Origin of the sequence: Undibacterium sp. GrIS 1.2 (assembly GCF_040544435.1) — a bacterium.
GTDB lineage: Bacteria > Pseudomonadota > Gammaproteobacteria > Burkholderiales > Burkholderiaceae_D > Undibacterium.
In genome coordinates this window covers 63,147-81,376 of record NZ_JBEONP010000008.1, presented here as the reverse complement: position 1 = coordinate 81,376, position 18,230 = coordinate 63,147, and the positions used below count along the sequence as shown (strand labels likewise).

The 18,230-nt window shown below is 46.4% G+C and carries 13 protein-coding genes; 12 read left to right on the top strand and 1 reads right to left on the bottom strand.

Translation table 11 applies throughout. The features are described from left to right. Positions 1-18: 18 nt before the first annotated feature. The 12 genes from AAKU61_RS05185 to prsT all read left to right on the top strand — a co-directional run bounded on the left by AAKU61_RS05185 (position 19) and on the right by prsT (position 16,825). Positions 19-669, top strand: coding sequence for a methylamine utilization protein (locus AAKU61_RS05185; RefSeq protein ID WP_323492769.1), 651 nt, complete (start codon positions 19-21; stop codon positions 667-669). Positions 670-996: 327 nt separating this feature from the next. Next, a complete protein-coding gene (gene ettA, locus AAKU61_RS05180; RefSeq protein WP_354330220.1) occupies positions 997-2,664 on the top strand; it encodes an energy-dependent translational throttle protein EttA in 1,668 nt (555 codons plus the stop codon). Positions 2,665-2,890: 226 nt separating this feature from the next. Then, positions 2,891-3,319, top strand: coding sequence for a flagellar basal body-associated FliL family protein (locus tag AAKU61_RS05175; protein WP_354330218.1), 429 nt, complete (start codon positions 2,891-2,893; stop codon positions 3,317-3,319). Positions 3,320-3,609: 290 nt separating this feature from the next. Then, positions 3,610-5,811 (top strand): TonB-dependent receptor, encoded by a 2,202-nt coding sequence (locus AAKU61_RS05170; protein WP_354330216.1) that lies wholly within the window; start codon positions 3,610-3,612, stop codon positions 5,809-5,811. 175 nt (positions 5,812-5,986) lie between these two features. Continuing rightward, positions 5,987-6,673 carry a Fe2+-dependent dioxygenase gene (locus AAKU61_RS05165; protein WP_354330214.1) on the top strand — a complete coding sequence of 229 codons (687 nt, stop codon included), beginning with the start codon at positions 5,987-5,989 and terminating at the stop codon, positions 6,671-6,673. Positions 6,674-6,748: 75 nt separating this feature from the next. Further along, on the top strand, positions 6,749-7,381 hold the full coding sequence (locus tag AAKU61_RS05160; RefSeq protein ID WP_354330212.1) for an IMPACT family protein: 633 nt from the start codon (positions 6,749-6,751) through the stop codon (positions 7,379-7,381). A 332-nt stretch (positions 7,382-7,713) separates the two neighbouring features. Continuing rightward, positions 7,714-8,790, top strand: coding sequence for a trypsin-like serine protease (locus AAKU61_RS05155; RefSeq protein ID WP_354330210.1), 1,077 nt, complete (start codon positions 7,714-7,716; stop codon positions 8,788-8,790). Between the two features lie 225 nt (positions 8,791-9,015). Further along, the gene (locus AAKU61_RS05150) at positions 9,016-9,786 is read left to right on the top strand and encodes a S1C family serine protease (RefSeq protein WP_354330208.1); all 771 of its coding nucleotides are present in this window, start codon (positions 9,016-9,018) and stop codon (positions 9,784-9,786) included. A 141-nt stretch (positions 9,787-9,927) separates the two neighbouring features. Further along, positions 9,928-11,208, top strand: coding sequence for a nucleotide sugar dehydrogenase (locus AAKU61_RS05145; protein WP_354330206.1), 1,281 nt, complete (start codon positions 9,928-9,930; stop codon positions 11,206-11,208). A gap of 29 nt (positions 11,209-11,237) precedes the next feature. Next, positions 11,238-12,278, top strand: a complete 1,041-nt coding sequence (locus AAKU61_RS05140) for an SDR family oxidoreductase (protein WP_354330204.1) — start codon at positions 11,238-11,240, stop codon at positions 12,276-12,278. 157 nt (positions 12,279-12,435) lie between these two features. Continuing rightward, a complete protein-coding gene (locus AAKU61_RS05135; RefSeq protein ID WP_354330202.1) occupies positions 12,436-13,572 on the top strand; it encodes a GNAT family N-acetyltransferase in 1,137 nt (378 codons plus the stop codon). 469 nt (positions 13,573-14,041) lie between these two features. Next, a complete protein-coding gene (gene prsT / locus AAKU61_RS05130) occupies positions 14,042-16,825 on the top strand; it encodes an XrtA/PEP-CTERM system TPR-repeat protein PrsT (protein WP_354330200.1) in 2,784 nt (927 codons plus the stop codon). A gap of 491 nt (positions 16,826-17,316) precedes the next feature. Here prsT and AAKU61_RS05125 read toward each other — a convergent pair whose 3' ends face one another. Next, entirely contained in the window at positions 17,317-17,889 is a 573-nt protein-coding gene (locus AAKU61_RS05125) for an XrtA/PEP-CTERM system exopolysaccharide export protein (RefSeq protein ID WP_354330281.1), read from the bottom strand. Positions 17,890-18,230 lie beyond the last annotated feature (341 nt).

Genomic DNA, 18,230 nt, shown 5'->3' with positions numbered 1-18,230 from the left:
TTTCAACCGAGATAATCCATGCGCCGTCATTCCGTCATCCGCTTACTACAAGCCAGTTTGTTCCTCAGCAGCTTTGGCCTGCTGTCCAGCGCATGGAGCGTCACCATCAGCGCCAGTGCGGTGGATAAAAATGGCGCCTTAATGCCAGATGTTGTGGTGTACGCGACGCCGATCGGCGCGCCCTTGCCGCCAGTTGGAAAAACCGAGACTGAGGTGATTGCCCAGCGCGATTTGCAGTTTGCGCCCTATGTCACACCGATACGTGTCGGCACACAAGTCAAGTTCCCCAATTACGACAAGCTGGAACATCACGTTAAGTCTTTCTCGCCCGCCAAAGAGTTTGAAATCAAAACCTACGACAAAGGCGTGACGCCACCACCCGTCATTTTTGATAAAGCGGGCATCGTCGTGGTGTACTGCTTACTACACAACTGGATGCGCGCCTATGTCTTGGTGCTCGACACACCTTATTTTGCCAAGACGGACGACAGCGGCGTATTGAAATTAGAAAATCTGCCCAATGGTCAATACGAGATCAAGGCCTGGCACCCGAATATGGGAAGTATCAAGCCGCCTTTGACGCAAACCGTCACCATCAATGGCCAATCAACACTTCTGAAGTTCCAGTTTGATTTTGTGCCTATCGCCAGAAAACCAGCAAAGATGTAATGAGTTGGCCAGGTATACTGATAGGGTGTATAGGAATAAATCGCCTTATTGTAAAGGAAATATATGGCCAATTAAATATACTCCCGTACTTTGCAATATTGAGCATGGAGGAATCCGTCGCTGAAGAGGCTTTGAACGCAATTCCAAAGTAACGCCAACTCATCCCAATGCTAAGCAGCTACCAGCTCGTGATATCGACCCCGGTATTGAAGACGTGATTTCGCGTGTAATGTAATCCACGAACAAACTCCCACCCAGGACTCCCCATCTGCGCTGGCTTGCGGTATCCTTGCACCCATCTTCTTCATCCATAAAAAAATCGAAAAAATGGCAAATTACGTCTACACCATGAACCGCGTCGGCAAGATCGTGCCGCCTAAGCGCCAGATTCTTAAAGATATCTCGCTCTCGTTTTTCCCTGGCGCCAAGATCGGCGTCTTGGGGCTGAACGGCTCCGGAAAATCCTCACTGCTTAAAATTATGGCAGGCATTGATAAGGACATCCAGGGCGAAGCCGTGCCGATGCCAAATCTGAACATTGGCTATTTACCGCAAGAACCGCAACTTGATCCAGAGCAAACTGTGCGCGAAGCAGTCGAATCCGCGCTCGGTGAAGTATTCGAAGCCAAGGCTAAGTTAGAGCAAGTGTATGCCGCCTATGCCGAGCCAGATGCCGACTTCGATGCCCTCGCCAATGAGCAGGCGCGCCTAGAAGCCATCATCTCCACTTCTAGCGGCGACAATGTTGAACTGCAATTAGAAATGGCCGCCGACGCATTACGCCTGCCGCCATGGGATGCCAAGATAGCCGTGTTGTCCGGCGGTGAAAAACGTCGCGTCGCGCTGTGCAAATTATTGCTATCCAAACCCGATATGCTCTTGCTCGATGAGCCAACCAACCATCTGGATGCAGAATCAGTCGATTGGCTGGAGCAATTTTTATTGCGTTTCCCTGGCACAGTGGTGGCAATTACCCATGATCGCTACTTTTTGGATAATGCCGCTGAGTGGATTCTGGAACTGGATCGCGGCGCAGGTATTCCATGGAAGGGTAATTACTCCTCTTGGTTGGACCAAAAGCAAACCCGCTTGAAGCAAGAAGAAGCGACCGAATCTGCCCGCCAACGTGCTTTGCAAAAAGAGCTGGAATGGTCACGCCAAAATCCTAAAGCACGTCAAGCCAAGAGCAAGGCACGTCTGGCGCGCTTCAATGAAATGAGCGAGCACGAGTACCAAAAACGTAACGAGACTCAAGAGATTTTTATCCCGGTCGCAGAGCGTCTGGGTAACGAAGTCATCGAATTTAAAAATGTCTCCAAAGCCTTTGGTGATCGTCTGCTGATCGACAACCTCAGCTTTAAAATTCCACCTGGCGCGATTGTCGGCATCATCGGCCCTAACGGTGCCGGTAAATCGACGCTGTTTAAAATGATTAAAGGTATAGAGCAACCGGATAGCGGCGAGGTGGTGCTGGGGCAGACTGCCAAAATCTCGCTGGTCGATCAGTCCCGCGAAGATCTGGGCAATACTAAAACTGTGTTTGAAGACGTCGCTGGCGGTGCGGACATTTTGACAGTCGGTCGTTTTGAAATGCCATCCCGTGCTTATCTAGGACGCTTCAACTTTAAAGGTGGCGACCAGCAAAAAATCGTCGGCAATTTGTCGGGCGGTGAACGCGGTCGTCTGCATCTGGCCAAGACACTGCTGCAAGGCGGTAATGTCTTGCTGCTGGATGAACCGTCCAATGATCTGGACGTGGAAACTCTGCGTGCGCTGGAAGATGCCTTGCTAGAATTTGCTGGCAGCGTCATGGTAATCTCGCATGACCGCTGGTTTCTGGATCGTATTGCGACACATATTCTGGCGTTTGAAGGCAATTCGCAAGTCAGCTTCTTTGACGGTAATTACCAGGAATACGAAGCTGATAAAAAGAAACGTCTGGGTGAAGAAGGTGCCAAGCCAAAACGGATACGTTACAAACCTTTGTCGGTGTAATTTACACGCGCAATTTGTCGGCACAATGTACAGAGTTGAACGGAGTTGACGATCGTTGACATATTTCTCGGCTTTGTTTTGCTGTGCTGATTTAAAATTAAAACGGATGAATGCTCTTCGTCCGTTTTTTTATGGATTTTCCGCTCATTGTTTCCCCATTGCTTCTTCATTACCTCCTCATTATTTCTACTTTTAACTCGCTGTTTTTAATAAAAACGAGCCGCATATGACGCCGCCAAGACTTCACAAAAATCTCCTGCTCAATTTGCTATACATCATTTTAATTTGCCTGAGCAGCACGTTATCGGGCTCGGCGTTTGCCAATTCGGGAGCGAAAGAAGGCGGCGGCGGTGGCAATATGACCAAGCTGGAAGCGTTCACCGTGAATTTATCCACCTCTGAAAAATACCTGCAAGTCAGCATGACGCTTCAGTTAGCTAATCCAGAAATTGCAGAAAAAATCAAAGTCTATCTGCCAGTAGTAAGGCATGTGATTTTAGTGAGCCTGAGTGGCAAAGAGCCTGGCGATATTCTCTCTTCCGCAGGGAAAAAGGAGTTAATAGAAGAAATCCGCGATACGGTCAACAAAGCGCTGGACGTCAAAGAACATGACGGCGTGACCAATATTTTCTTTGAGAATTTTGTTATTCAATAAATCGGGGCTTACAGAAAACCGTCCCAGTTGCGTTGCAGCGATAGTATTTTGTAAATTAGGTGCTAAAGGGCTGTCGTCGCTATGCCCGGCTAGGACAATTTTCCGTAAGTCATAAAAACTGAAAGCAGGATGTGAGATTGCTTCAGATTTACCTGTATTTACTTCCTCAAAGTTGAATGGTATTGAAAAGCATTCTCATTTAGATTAAAATCTAGGCTGAACTCTCCAAGCCTAGCCATATAGTGACGGTAGGGGTATGCATCACTAACCTCGTACCGAAAGCAATCACTATGAATCACCGCAAGCCCATTGCAGCAGCATTATTGACGCTGTTCGCCAGCCCGCTGCCTTTATTAGCGCAACAAACCAGCTCTTCCTTGCCAGAAATCGTCATCCAAGGCGCAAAAAATGATTTCGCGCCGGGTGCAGTGTCTGTCAGCAAATTACCTGCTGATCCACATGACATCGCGCAATCCGTCACGGTCGTGAACAAAGCTCTGATGCAATCGCAAGGTGCCAACTCCCTGGCAGATGCCTTACGCAATGTGTCTGGTATTACTCTGGGCGGTGCAGAAGGCGGCCAGATCGGCAATAACGTTAACCTCAACGGTTTCTCAGCGCGTACTGATATTTATCTGGATGGATTCCGCGACCGCGGTCAATACTATCGCGATACGTTCGCATTAGATTCGATCGAAGTCTTGATGGGGCCTTCTTCCATGCTGTTTGGGCGCGGTTCAACTGGTGGTGTGATTAACCAAGTGACCAAAAAACCTATCCTCAAGCAACAAACAGAAATCGGCGGATCAGTGACTAGCAATGGCTTGGTCAGAGCCACGGTGGATTACAACACACCAACTTCTGATACGTCCGCTGTGCGCGTATTAGCTATGGGGCAAAGTGGCAATGCCACCACCCGTGATCAGACTAAATTGCAAGACTTTGGTTTTGCACCATCGGTCAAATTTGGTATTGGCACTGCGACAGAAATCACCTTGTCCGCTTTGCTGCAACACAATCACGACATGCCAGACTATGGTCTTGGCCCGCTGAACGGCGCACCAGTCAATGTGGATCGCAAAACGGCGTACGGCTATAACGATGACCGTACCGATTCCGACATCGCCTCACTTAACAGCACCATCATCCATAAACTATCGTCAGAGGTCACATTACGCAATCAGACGCAATTCAATTACGTCAAAACTAGCGCGAGAGAAACCGCACCTAACACCATCGGTACCGTTTCTGCTAGTGGCTTTACCGCGTTGTCACCAGCAGGCATCAGTAGCTTGCCGCTGTCTAGCTTGTATGAGCGCCTGCAAAGCCATGACCGCGATATCCGCGACTATTCTTTCTTTAACCAGACTGAACTGGTCGCCAATCTGACAGCAGGTGGCTTCAAGCATAATCTCTTGGCCGGATTAGAATTAGGTCATGACGGTTACGACAATCAGAATTTTTATCGCAACGGCACATGCAATGGCAAAAACCTGAATGCCGCCGGCACTACCGCGGGCTACGTTGCCTGCGTCCCTTTGCTGAATCCGAGTAATGGCGATTCGCCAGCGGCAGTGCCAACTACTCTAGGCAATCGCGCCGGCGGATCGGCTAATACGGTGGCGACTTACGTCAATGACACGATGGAATTAAACCCTGAGTTTAAACTCGCGGGTGGCTTGCGTTATGACCGCTACACTGCTGGCATCAGCAACTCTATCAATGCCAGCAATACGACTGGTAGCACAACCCTGGCAGGCGCTAAGCAAGCGATTGGTTTCACCAGTGTGCGTTTAGGCGGCATTTGGGCGCCAGTCAAAACCCAGTCTTACTATGTTTCTTACGGTACTTCCTTCAATCCTTCACTGGAACAATTGACGGGCACAACTGGTCAGCAAAATCTTGATCCGGAAAAAAACCGTTCGTATGAATTGGGCGGAAAATGGGATTTAGCTGACGGCAATCTGGCATTGAATTCTGCCCTGTTCCAAGTGCAGAAAGAAAATGCCCGCAGTCTGATCAGCACCGGTGTGTATGAGCTAGAGGGCACAGTGCGGGTCAATGGTTTCCGTGCCGGTGCGACTGGCCGCGTGAACAAAGAGCTGCAACTTGCGCTGAATTACACCTACCTGGATGCCAAGATTGTCGGCGCATCAGCATTGGATGGCACCTCAGGCAAAACACCAGCTAACACCCCAAAAAACACCCTGACCGCCTGGACCATTTACGAGCCAGCGCCGCATTGGGAAGTGGGCGGTGGTCCAGTTTATATGTCGGAACGTTTCGCCAGCAACACCAACGTAGTCCGTGTCGGTGGTTACACCCGTTGGGATGCCACAGCAGCTTACAAACAGCCTAAATACGAACTCCGTTTAAACGTGTTTAATCTGACGGACAAAATGTATTACGACGCTCTGATCCCATCTGATGGCGGTCGTTCGGTCCCGGGTACCTCACGTGCTGCGATGATTTCATTCACTTATCGGATGTAATGCATAAAGTGAGGCAACTATCTTATTGCAGTAATTAAGTAGCGACTAAGTAATAACTGAGTACCAACTAAGCGCTAGCGAACAAACCGGAGTTGCAAGATAATTGCTGCTCCGGTTTTGTTATTGCGCCGGACAATGTTCAATTTCTAACCAATCAAACTTAGCAGAAAACTCCATGCTGGTTCATATTCCCAACGTTCTTGATACTCCGCAGTTAGACGCCGTACGGACGCTACTCAGCCAAGCTGGTGATGCCTGGGTCGACGGACGAGTAACAGCCGGTTATCAAGGTGCTGCGGTCAAGTTTAATCAGCAAATTGATGAGCGGTCCGAGGTCGCACATCATTGCCAACGGTTGATACTCACCGCGCTTGAGCGCAATCCTTTGTTCATCAGCGCCGCTTTACCTAATATCGTTTATCCGCCGATGTTTAACCGCTACAGCGAGGGCATGACCTTCGGCGCGCATGTCGATGGCAGCGTGCGGATTCATCCACATACCGGCAACAAACTACGCACCGATATTTCCGCCACTTTGTTTTTGGCTGACCCACAAGACTACGATGGCGGCGAGCTACAGGTAGAAGACACCTACGGTATGCATGCAGTCAAACTGGCGGCGGGCGACATGGTGCTGTATCCCGCAACTAGCTTGCACAGAGTCACACCGATTACCCGTGGCATGCGCCTCGCCTGTTTTTTCTGGGTACAAAGTCTGGTCAAAGACGACGGTCACCGCAGCTTGTTATTTGATATGGATAACGCGATTCAGACACTCAACCAAACCCAGGCAGACGAGCGTGCGCGCGTCAAACTAGTAGGCTGTTATCACAACTTGATGAGACAATGGAGCGAGACTTAAAATAGTTCTCAGCCTGAGTAGAACTATATACTCCCCAATTTTTTCCAAGAAAATAGCATATTGTCCAGTAAATATATGGACAACTCAAATATACTCACCGGATGTATTTACTGGATGTATCAATTAGCCGCATTCGCCAACGCCGCAATCGAGATTAAAAAAAGTCGCTTTCTAGGCCAGCTGTATCCAGTTACCAGCCGCGCAGAAGCACGTGCAATTTTGGCGAACTTACGTGCCGAACATCCGAATGCCGTACATGTTTGCTGGGTACTGATCTGCGATGGCGATTCTGGTTTGGATGATGACGGCGAACCCTCAGGCACCGCCGCCAAACCTATGTACAACGTGCTGGTACACAAGCAACTGCACAATATTCTGGCAGTAGTCGTGCGCTACTGGGGAGGTATCAAACTAGGTGCCGGCGGATTGACCCGCGCCTATGGCCAAGCCATTTCAGACGCATGTAAAACCGCAGAATTAATTCAGATCGAGCTGATGTGCGAACACGTCTATCAACTGGCATTCGCCGATGAGTCGCAGTTGCGCCGACTGTGCGAGCAACACGGCGTGACCATCATCCGCGCTGCTTATGGCGACGTCGTTGAACTGCAGTTAAAGATGAAACAAAGTCAAAGCGATGGCTTTGACCGCCTGGCAGCTAACTTGTTACGCGGTGCCTTGACGATACAAGCAGAAGACCAACGTTAAACTTATCTCTGATAAAGCTCCAATGAAACTCTGATGCAAGTTGAATTGAATTCAGCTTAGCTGGGCTACTATCCCCCTCCACTTCCATCGAACCACCTCACAAATCAGTTGCGATTTTGTATTAGCTCAAAATTTCTATGAGGCATCTTTACGTCGTGTCGGTAAATTTTACAATTAGACACAAACTTTTCCACACGAAAAGATAAGTGCTTGAAAGAAAACAAAATTTCATCACTGGCACAATATATGCGGTAGGAATTTTCGCGCACGACGCAAACAGTAGAAATAATAAGCTAGTCTAAATATCGAACGACCAATCACAAGGAGAGGTAATGTTACGTCAGAAAAGCATTTTCACAAGAGTCGCAGGAATGGCACTGATCGCCGGTGCAGTTTTCAGTTCACAAGCGCAAGCCGCAGCAGTCGATGGTACTTTTACTCCGCTCATCACCGCGGGTGCATTACCTGATACACCAAACGCACACATTGATCCAAATACACCAAGCTCAGCATATTCTGGTGTAGTCAGCATCAACATCCGCTATGACGGTCAATCTTTCTTGTGTTCCGGCGCATTAGTTGGCAAACGTCAGGTGATCTCCGCCGGTCACTGCGTTGATAGCGACGGTAATGGCCATCTGGTTGATATCAACAAACCGGGTAACGATGTTCGCGTCGTCTTCAATAGCAACGGCAATGTCAATGCATTGATTACCGCATCGAAAATTTCTATGAATCCTAACTACAACGGTTTTGGTAAGTGTCCGGCGGGCGTCAATTCATTCTGTGTGAACGATGATATTTCGGTGATCACTCTGTCTCAAGATGCGCCGGCAAGCGCAAAAATCTATAGCATCTCCGGCAATCCTGTGACCTCTGGCACACATATCATTATGGCGGGCTACGGCACAACAGGTGATGGCGTAAATGGCTATCAAAGTGGATCCGCCAGCTTTACAAAAAAACGCACTGGCGAAAACTATATCGACTTATTTGATGGTGATGATGAGCAAAATTTTGCGGGACCGAATGAAGTCTATTATGCGGACTTTGACGGTGGCGGAAAAGATACTTTCTGCACCCAATATGGTGTTTGCACTCCACAACTGGCAAACAACAAAGAATCCGGTATCGGCGCTGGTGATTCAGGTGGACCATCATTCATAACAGATCCAACTACTGGTGAATTATTGCTAGTCGCAAATAATACCTTTAGCGGCACATTTACTGGTCAGACTCCTGGTACTTTCGGTACTTACTTCGGTGGTATCTTGCTCGCAAGCTACATTCCGTATTTGGTAGAAGCAACTGGTGGTCAAATAAATGTCGTTCCAGAACCAGGTAGCATCATGATGCTCGGTTTAGGTTTAGGCATGTTGTTGATTGCACGTCGTCGCTCAAAAATGTAAATTGAATCGCTCAAAAAACGGCGACCTTTTGGTCGCCGTTTTTTATGCTGAAACACGTAAAACCAGTTCTAAATAACAGATGCTTTTTTAGCTGAATCGTCATTGCCAAAAACTAACTTCTGATAAAAGTCTAAGAAAAATTAATCTGAATTTGATTGCGCTTTCAGTACGAATCCGCTACGGTTAGTATCCCCCTGCACAATAAAAATTCCCAATAGAATTCATATGAAAAAAATTACTTTAGCGTATTATTTTTTAGCGATTTTTATTGTTAGCTCTATGACGAGTAATTGCCTCGCAAGTGACTTTCCAACTCTAGTAAAAACACTCAAACCGTCGATAGTCGCGATTGGGACTTTTCAAAAAACCCGTAGTCCGGCTGTGAATTTTTCTGGCACTGGATTTGTGGTTGGAGATGGACTTACTGTCATCACCAATGCGCACGTTGTTAATGGTCTTAGCTTACTCGCGAGTGATGAAATAATCGGTATTTTGACCGCAAAAGGCGAATCAACTGAATTCCGGTCCGCCGTAGTGATTGCCGTTGATGAAGAACATGATCTGGCGCGCTTAAAAATTTCTGGTGCGCCACTGCCAGCAATGGAATTAGGTAGCCCGGACAAAATAGCAGAAGGTCAGGCAATAGCGTTTACTGGTTTCCCCTTAGCCGCAGTATTGGGATTTCATCCTGCAACACATCGTGGCATTATTTCTGCGATTACCCCAGTGACTAAACCGACTCCAGATTCAAAACGGTTGGATGCCAAAGTCATTACCCAACTGCGACGTTCTGCGTATCAAGTTTATCAATTAGATGCAACTGCCTACCCAGGCAATAGCGGCAGCCCGGTTTATGACCCAGAGTCTGGCATCGTCGTCGGCGTTATTAATAGTGTGGCAATTAAAGGCTTAAAAGAAACCGCGATTACCAACCCAAGCGGTATTTCATACGCAATACCTGTTAACTTTGTGCATGAATTACTGATGAGAAAGTAGTTAAAAAGCGACTCTGTTGTAAATATTGGCTATGATTCTAAGGAATCCTGCGTCACGTTCTCATACAAGCATCAGCAGATATTGTGACTTTTTATCGTATCTGTTATATTGCTCAAGAATTATTATCAAAATGGAAATTTTATGGATATAGTTGGTGTCGTCGGGCTAGGTTACGTTGGCCTGCCTTTGGCTGTTGAGTTCGGCAAAAAAATAACAACAATTGGCTTTGATCTCTCTGCCAGCAAAATTGCTAGCTACAAAGAATTCATCGATCCCACCGGAGAATTATCGTCCGATGATCTGAGAGCAGCTGGCCATCTGAGCGTCAGTACAGATCCATCGGATTTGGCAAAGGCGAATTACATTGTGATAGCGGTACCAACTCCAGTGGACGCTGCGCACAATCCAGATTTCAGACCATTAATCGGCGCTAGCGAGAGTGTCGGCAAGCACTTAAAACGCGGCAGTATCGTGATTTATGAATCCACTGTTTATCCTGGCGCGACTGAAGAAGTCTGTATTCCTGTACTGGAAAAACATTCTGGATTGAAATGGAAAGAAGATTTCCATGTGGGCTTCTCACCTGAGCGAATCAATCCGGGCGATAAAGAACACACACTGACCACGATTTTAAAAATCGTCTCCGGTGATGATGCTGACACTTTAGATAAAGTTGCCAAACTCTACGAGAGAATTATTGTGGCAGGCGTGCATAGAGCGACGAGTATCAAAGTAGCAGAAGCAGCGAAAGTGATAGAAAACACTCAACGTGATTTGAACATTGCGCTGATGAATGAGTTGTCGATCATTTTTGACATGATCGGTATCGATACGCTAGAAGTCTTGCAAGCAGCTGGCACGAAATGGAATTTCCTGAACTTCCGTCCGGGTCTGGTTGGCGGACACTGCATCGGTGTTGATCCCTACTACCTCACGCACAAAGCGGATATGCTGGGCTATCACCCTCAAGTCATTTTGGCCGGACGTCGCATCAATGACGGCATGGCAAAATTTATTGCGGAAAAAGTCGTTAAAGAAATCATCAAATCAGGGCATCACGTCAAAGGCTGCGTCGTCAATGTAATGGGACTGACATTCAAAGAAAATTGTCCTGATCTGCGCAACTCCAAAGTAGCTGACATGATTTATGAACTGCAATCCTATGGCGTCGATGTGCACATCCATGATCCTCTGGCAGATGCAGACGAGGCTCAGCACGAATACGGTTTAAAACTGGAAACATGGGACAATCTACCCCGTGCTGCCGTCATTATTGCCGCCGTATCACATGACCAGTTGATGCAACGCCCGCTGTCCGATTACAAAGCAAAAACGATCGACAACGCCTGCTTTGTTGATATCAAATCGAAATTTGACAGAGCAGCTTTACATGACGCAGGCTTTAGCATCTGGCGTCTCTAATTTAGCGCATCCATTTATTTAGCAAAAAAATGACAACATATCAGACGATCCAGCAAGAATTGAAGGCGAAGCAATCTTGTTGGCTAATTACCGGAGTAGCGGGTTTTATTGGCTCCAACCTGCTGGAAACCTTATTAAAATTAAACCAGAAAGTAGTTGGCCTGGATAATTTTTCGACAGGTCATCAGCACAATCTGGATCAGGTACGTGATCTGGTCGGCGCAGAATTATGGCCGAATTTTACCTTTATTCAAGGCGATATCAGAAAGTTGGAAGACTGCCAGTCTGCGAGTCAAGGTGTTGATTATGTGTTGCATCATGCGGCCTTAGGTTCGGTACCTCGCTCGATAGAAGATCCTTTGCTGGCAAATGAAAATAACGTCACCGGCTTCATTAATATGCTGACGGCTGCCAGAGATGCCAAAGTAAAACGCTTCATCTATGCGGCATCCAGCTCGACCTATGGTGACCATCCTGATTTACCTAAAATCGAATCGGTGATCGGTAAACCATTGTCGCCATACGCGGTCACTAAGTATGTCAATGAGTTGTACGCCGACGTGTTTGCACGTTGCTATGGAGTCGAGTCAGTAGGCTTACGCTACTTCAACGTATTTGGCCCAAGACAAGATCCGAATGGTGCTTACGCTGCTGTAATTCCGCAATGGATCGCCGCATTAATCCAGAACTCGATATTACGTATTAATGGCGATGGAGAAACCACCAGAGATTTCTGTTTTGTCGATAATGTCGTGCAAGCCAATATACTAGCGGCGCTGAGTCAAAACCCAGACGCGGTGAACCAAATCTATAACGTGGCACTCAACGACACCACTAGCCTGAATCAGCTTTATCATATGATGCGTGATTTATTGCTCGATAGTTTCCCGCACGTGCAATCGCATCAGCCTAAATATGAAGCGTTTAGAGATGGCGATATCCGTCATTCTCAGGCCGACATCAGCAAGGCAAAAACATTGCTGAATTTCGCGCCAACCCATAGCGTAGATAAGGGCCTGAGAGAAGCAATGGACTGGTACAAAAAGAACTTAACCAGCGCTAGCTCGTAACAGCTAGTACCGGACACAGCCAGTACCTGAGCTAGCAACACATGGCTGGCAACCCACAGTCAACCCATGATTCATTCAAAGGGCGTTCACAAGAAAAATTGAACGCCCTTTGCCTCCCTTCTCTACACCTTATTGCCTTCATGCCGAGGTTGTTTTAATGAAGAAGGTTCGCGTTTACAAAGACTTCAAAACACTCCCTGCCACTGGCCTGCAGTTGTTTGAATCAACAACGTCGCACAAAAATATCTTCGCCAGCCTCGCCTGGCTAAAAAACTTAGATCTGTCTGCGCGACCTGCTAATAGCGCTTTGCATATTTATTGCCTCGAATCAGAAACCGATGCAAATCCAATGACAGCAGCACTACCGATGTGGGCGGCGCGGTACTCGCAACTTGGCTTATCTATCAACACGCTGACCTCTTTGTCGAATTTTTATACATCGCTGTATTCAGTGATTGCACACAATGATGGCGAAGCTCAACGTAGCGATATACAAGCATTAATCGCTATGATGGCGTCAGAAAAACCACGCTGGGACGTAATCAATTTCCATCCTATGGATCCGCTAACTTCTGATTTTGACGCGCTAGAAGCTGCGCTGAAACGTGTCAACATGGCGATACAAACATATTTTTGTTTCGGCAATTGGTATCTCGATATCAGGGGACGCTCATATCAAGAATACTTTGAACAACTCCCGTCAAAATTAAAAAATACCATACTCAGAAAATCCAAGCAGTTGATTAAAGCCGAGCGCCTAGAGATGACTATTTTTCAGCAAGGCGAGTCGCTAGATAAGGCGCTTCAGGATTACCAAACTGTGTATGCGGCAAGTTGGAAAAATTCAGAAACTTATCCTGCATTTATCCCGCAATTGATCGCATTATCGGCGGACGAAGGCTGGCTGCGTCTGGGTATTGCCTACATTGACGGGCGGGCAGCGGCAGCGCAAATCTGGCTAGTTCATCACCAAGTCGCATCCATCTACAAACTCGCTTACGATGAGCAATATGTCAAATTATCAGTCGGCTCTATCTTGACTGCGCATGTGATGCGACATGTGATTGATATCGACAAAGTGACTGAGGTGGATTACCTGACCGGAGACGAACCGTACAAGCAGGAGTGGATGTCGCATAGACGAGAACGTTGGGGCATTACGGCCTTCAATCGCGGTACGCTTGTGGGAGTTGCTCTGGCTGGTCGGCATATCCTTGGGCGACGTATAAAAATTGGACTGCAATCTTTAGCTGGATTCCTGAATAAGTCCGTCTCAAAAAACGACATAAAGTAAAGAGTAGCTCGTCTTTATTACCTGAGAGCATATTTCGTTTTATCGCTGTGGGAATCAGTTTAAAAATAGTGTAATCTCGGCAAAATAACTTTAAATAAAAAACAGAATGGGAAGACAACATAAGATTGCGAAAAATAACGCTGCGTTCCGAGATTCATGTTGGCTGGCCCTACCAGGCAAGTCAACTGCAACGCCAAACGCGGGAGCAGCAAATGTCGGTCTATCCGCTCCGAGGTACATCCATCATTATAAAATATACTCTTAGCGAGTATATTTTCAGTGTCCATATAGTTACTGGACAACTGAGCATTAATTAATATTTTTATGGGGAGTATATAGAAATCGATCTAGAAATCGATCGGTTTTAGACTATCGCAATTGAGGTATATCGAAGTTGCGCCAAGATCCATCGGTTATTGCTACTCCATACATCACCAACCCGCATTCATTTGAGTTATAGGATAAACATATGTCACGCAATCGCAACAAACAAGCATCAGTCGCCATGCTGTCAGCAACCGTTGTACTCATAGCAAGTTTGGGTGCCTGCAGTAAGACACAAAGTTCAGAAAAACTGCTCGCCGAAGCTAAGCAATATCAACAAAAAGGCGACACCAAAGCAGCGATCATCCAGCTCAAAAATGTTCTCCAAAAAGATCCTGACAATAAAGACGCCCGCTTCTTACTCGGCGCTATTTATAACCAGACCGGTGATGCAGTATCCGCAGAAAAAGAAATTCGTAAAGCGATCAGTTTAGGTGCTGATCAAAACGCCTTAATGCCGGATTTAGCGAAAGCCTTACTAGCCCAGGGTCAGTTTCAAAAAGTCATAGACGAAACAGACAAAGATCCTAAATCAAAAACAGACCCCGATTTATTGACGCTACGCGGTAATGCGTTTTTGTCGCTCGACAAGTCACCAGAAGCAAAGGACGCGTTTGAGCAGGCATTAAAAGCCAAGCCAGATTTTCCAGATGCGTTAATCGGTATGGCTAAATATTCGTATGCCACCAAGAACATGGAAGAGACCGTTCGCTATACAGATCAGGCGGTCACAAAAAATCCTGCGAGTATCTCGTCATGGTTATTTAAAGGTGATTTGATGCGCGCTCAAGGCAAGTTGGACGAAGCCTTGGTTGCCTACACCGGAACACTGAAATTGCAGCCAGAAAACGCGTCAGCGCTGCTCGTCAGAGCTAATCTGGAAATTGGCATGAAAAAATTCGCCGAAGCCAAACTAGACATTGATGCTGCAAAAAAAGCGTCCAGCGGTAATTTGCTAGCGATGTACACACAGGCACTGCTGGACTTCAGCCAAGGCAAAAATTCTGCGGCAAAAGAATCGCTGCAACAAGTCTTGCGTGTTGCCCCTGAATATATGCCTGCCGTTTTGTTATCTGGCGCAGTGCAGTATGCGTTGGGTGCGACACAACAAGCTGAGCAAGATTTAAAAAAATATCTGGAAAAAGTACCAAGTAGTATCTACGCACAGAAATTACTGGCTGCCACAGTACTTAAAAATGGTGAGCCGCAAAAAGCGATTGCCTTAGTCGAAGCTGCACTCAAATCTAGTCCAGATGACGTTCAGTTGCTAGGCTTAGCCGGTGAAGCGTATATGCAGGCAAAAGACTATACCAAAGCAGCAGAGGTGTTTGACAAGGCAAGTACATTGGCACCCAAAACGGCGGAGTATCATACTGCGCTAGGTATGAGTAAGCTGGGACAAGGCGACAGTACTCAAGCGATTGCAGAATTAGAAAAAGCCGCCGCGATGGATGACAAGTCACCTAAAGCTGACGTCTTGTTAATCATGACTCATCTCAAACTAAAAGAATACGATAAGGCGCTTGCTGCAGCAAAAGCGGCAGAGAAAGAACAACCTGAGAATCCGGTAATACAAAATCTAAAAGGCGGCATTTATCTGAGCAAGAAAGATCCTGCCAATGCACGTGCCAGTTTTGAGCGTGCAGTGAGTTTGCAAGCAAACTTTTTCCCTGCGATCGCCAATTTAGCCAGACTCGATGTTGACGAGAAAAAACCTGACGCTGCAAAAAAACGCCTCGAAGCCGTCCTGGAAAAAGATAAAAAAAATCTTGCGGCAATGACTGCTTTAGCAGGACTCGCTTTATCTAAAGGTGATAATGAAACTGCAAAAACCTGGTTGGAACGTGCCAACGCAGATCACCCGGAGAATGCACAAATAACGCAATTGCTAGCAACGCAGTATCTGCGTATGAACGACAAACAAAAAGCGATTACGTTTGTGAAAAATGCGCAAGCGACTAATCCAAAGAGTCCCGACTTGATTGCCCTGCTCGGGCAAATTCAGACAGCAACGGGTGATAAAGCCGCTGCGCTGGATAGTTTTACCAAGCTTGCCGCTCTATTGCCAGAATCCGCGCCAGCACAATTCCAAGTCGCCGCCACGCAGATGTCTATGGGGAATGAGGCAGCAGCGATGGAGTCACTGAAAAAGACTTTGCGTCTGGATGCTAAATTTTTGCAAGGTCAACTCGCAATGGCTAGCCTGCAAATTAAGAATAATAATTTTGATGAAGCTCTCGCTATTGCTCGACAAATACAAAAGCAAGATCAAAAAGTACCAACAGGATTCCTGCTTGAAGGCGATACATTAACGCTGCAAAAAAAATCCGCTTTAGCGATCAAAGCCTACGAGCAGGCATTCAAAATCAATGCGAACGGGCAAACTGTCGTCAAATTGCACAATGTCATGATCCAGGATGGCAAAACTAAAGAAGCAGATGCCCGTGTAGTCCAATGGCTTAAAGATCACCCGGACGATAATGCAGTACACATGTATTGGGGCACGTACAACCTGACTGCCCCTAAAGGCAAACAGATAGCGATAGAACAATTCCAGATTATTTTAAAAAGCGATCCTAATAATATTGCCGCGCTAAATAATATTGCCTGGGCTTATTCTGAAGAAAAAGATAAACGTGCCGTTGAATATGCGGAACGGGCCAGCAAACTAGCACCCGATAATCCAGCGATTATGGATACGCTAGGATGGATATTGCTTGATCAGGGCAATACCGCACGCGCTTTGCAATTGCTGCAAAAAGCGAGTGAGTTACAGCCAGATGCCTTGGATATTCATTACCATTTCGCGGTTGCGTTAGCTAAATCCGGCGACAAAGTCAAAGCAAAAAAAGAGCTGGAAATGATTACCGCACCAGGTAAAAACTTTGCAAAAACAGATGAGGCAAAGACGTTACTAAAACAACTGTAAGCTGATCTGATTTGGTGATGTAAAGTGATCAAACTAAAAGCAGAGCTGAGGTAAAGCTCTGCTTTTTGATATGCAGCCTTAATGTCGGGCAATCATTACCAGTTCCCACATTGATGGCTTTTAGATTTTCCACTAGAGCAGCAACCAGTAGGCATATGGCGAACTAAGCCACCAGATGCGAGGACGATACAAACAATATTTTCTGTATCTTGCCCAGATAATTGTCGCTGTAACGCTTGCAGTCAAATGGGAAGTCTGGATGCGATATACTACCGGCAAGTATATTTTGATTGTCCAGAGAATCATTGGACAATGAAGCATAATTGAAAAAATATTGGGGGAGTATAAGCAATATGTTTTTACCCAATAAGAAAGCCACTTCTAAAAAATCAGAAGTGGCTTTCTTGTAAGGAAATTTGATTTTCTTAAGTTTGATCCACTTAAATCAAATGAAACCTTGATGTAATTTCTTTTCGAAGATTTCGCAACACTTAAAAAAAGCTTTGCGGAATTACCAGAATATCGCCAGGACGCACTGGTACGTTAGCAGAGATATCGCCATCTTTGATCAGGTCATTAAGACGTACATTCAAAGATTGTTGCTTTCCATCGATGGTGCGAATAATGTTTGCTTTATTGCCGGAAGCGAATTCTGTCATGCCACCTACGGCGATAATCACATCCATCACAGACATCCCTTTGCGGTAAGCCAGTGCTTGTGGTTTAGCTGCCTGGCCGATGACGCGAATCTGTTCTTCGTAAGGACCGGCAAAATTAGTCACGATCACTGTCACAACTGGCTGCTGAATAAATTTAGCGAGGGCCTTTTCAATATCTCGCGCTAGTTCGGTCGATGTTTTGCCGATAGCGACGACGTCCTCTACCAACGGCGTAGTAATTTTACCGTCCGGTCTGACTGACACAACCATTGATACCTCTGGATTGCGCCAGACAATGATGTTGACCGTATCGCCAGCACCGATCAAATAATCGTGAGTAGGCGCTTGCGATTCCGCCGTCGGCGCCGGGGTTAAGTTGCTCGCGCATCCGCTAATCGCCAGCATGAGCAATGATGCTGAGATAAATGAAAGCCATCTTAATGTTTTGGTATGTAGCTTTTTCACGCGAGTCCCCTATTCCTATTTACGATGATTGAGTGTCCTGCCGCATCAAGCCGCGTATATACGACTCAACAGAAGTTAACAACATGATGGTACCACCAACAGGCTTAAAAACAAGACAATAAATTGCTATTAAAGCATAACTTTATTGACATTTTTAGTCGGATTGTGGGAAAAAATAGACAGTAACTTTCTACAAAAACGAAAGCTTATGTCAAATATGTTATTCATAGAATGAACAGAATTCAGTTTAAAAATAGGACTTATTTCAAAAAGTATTGGCA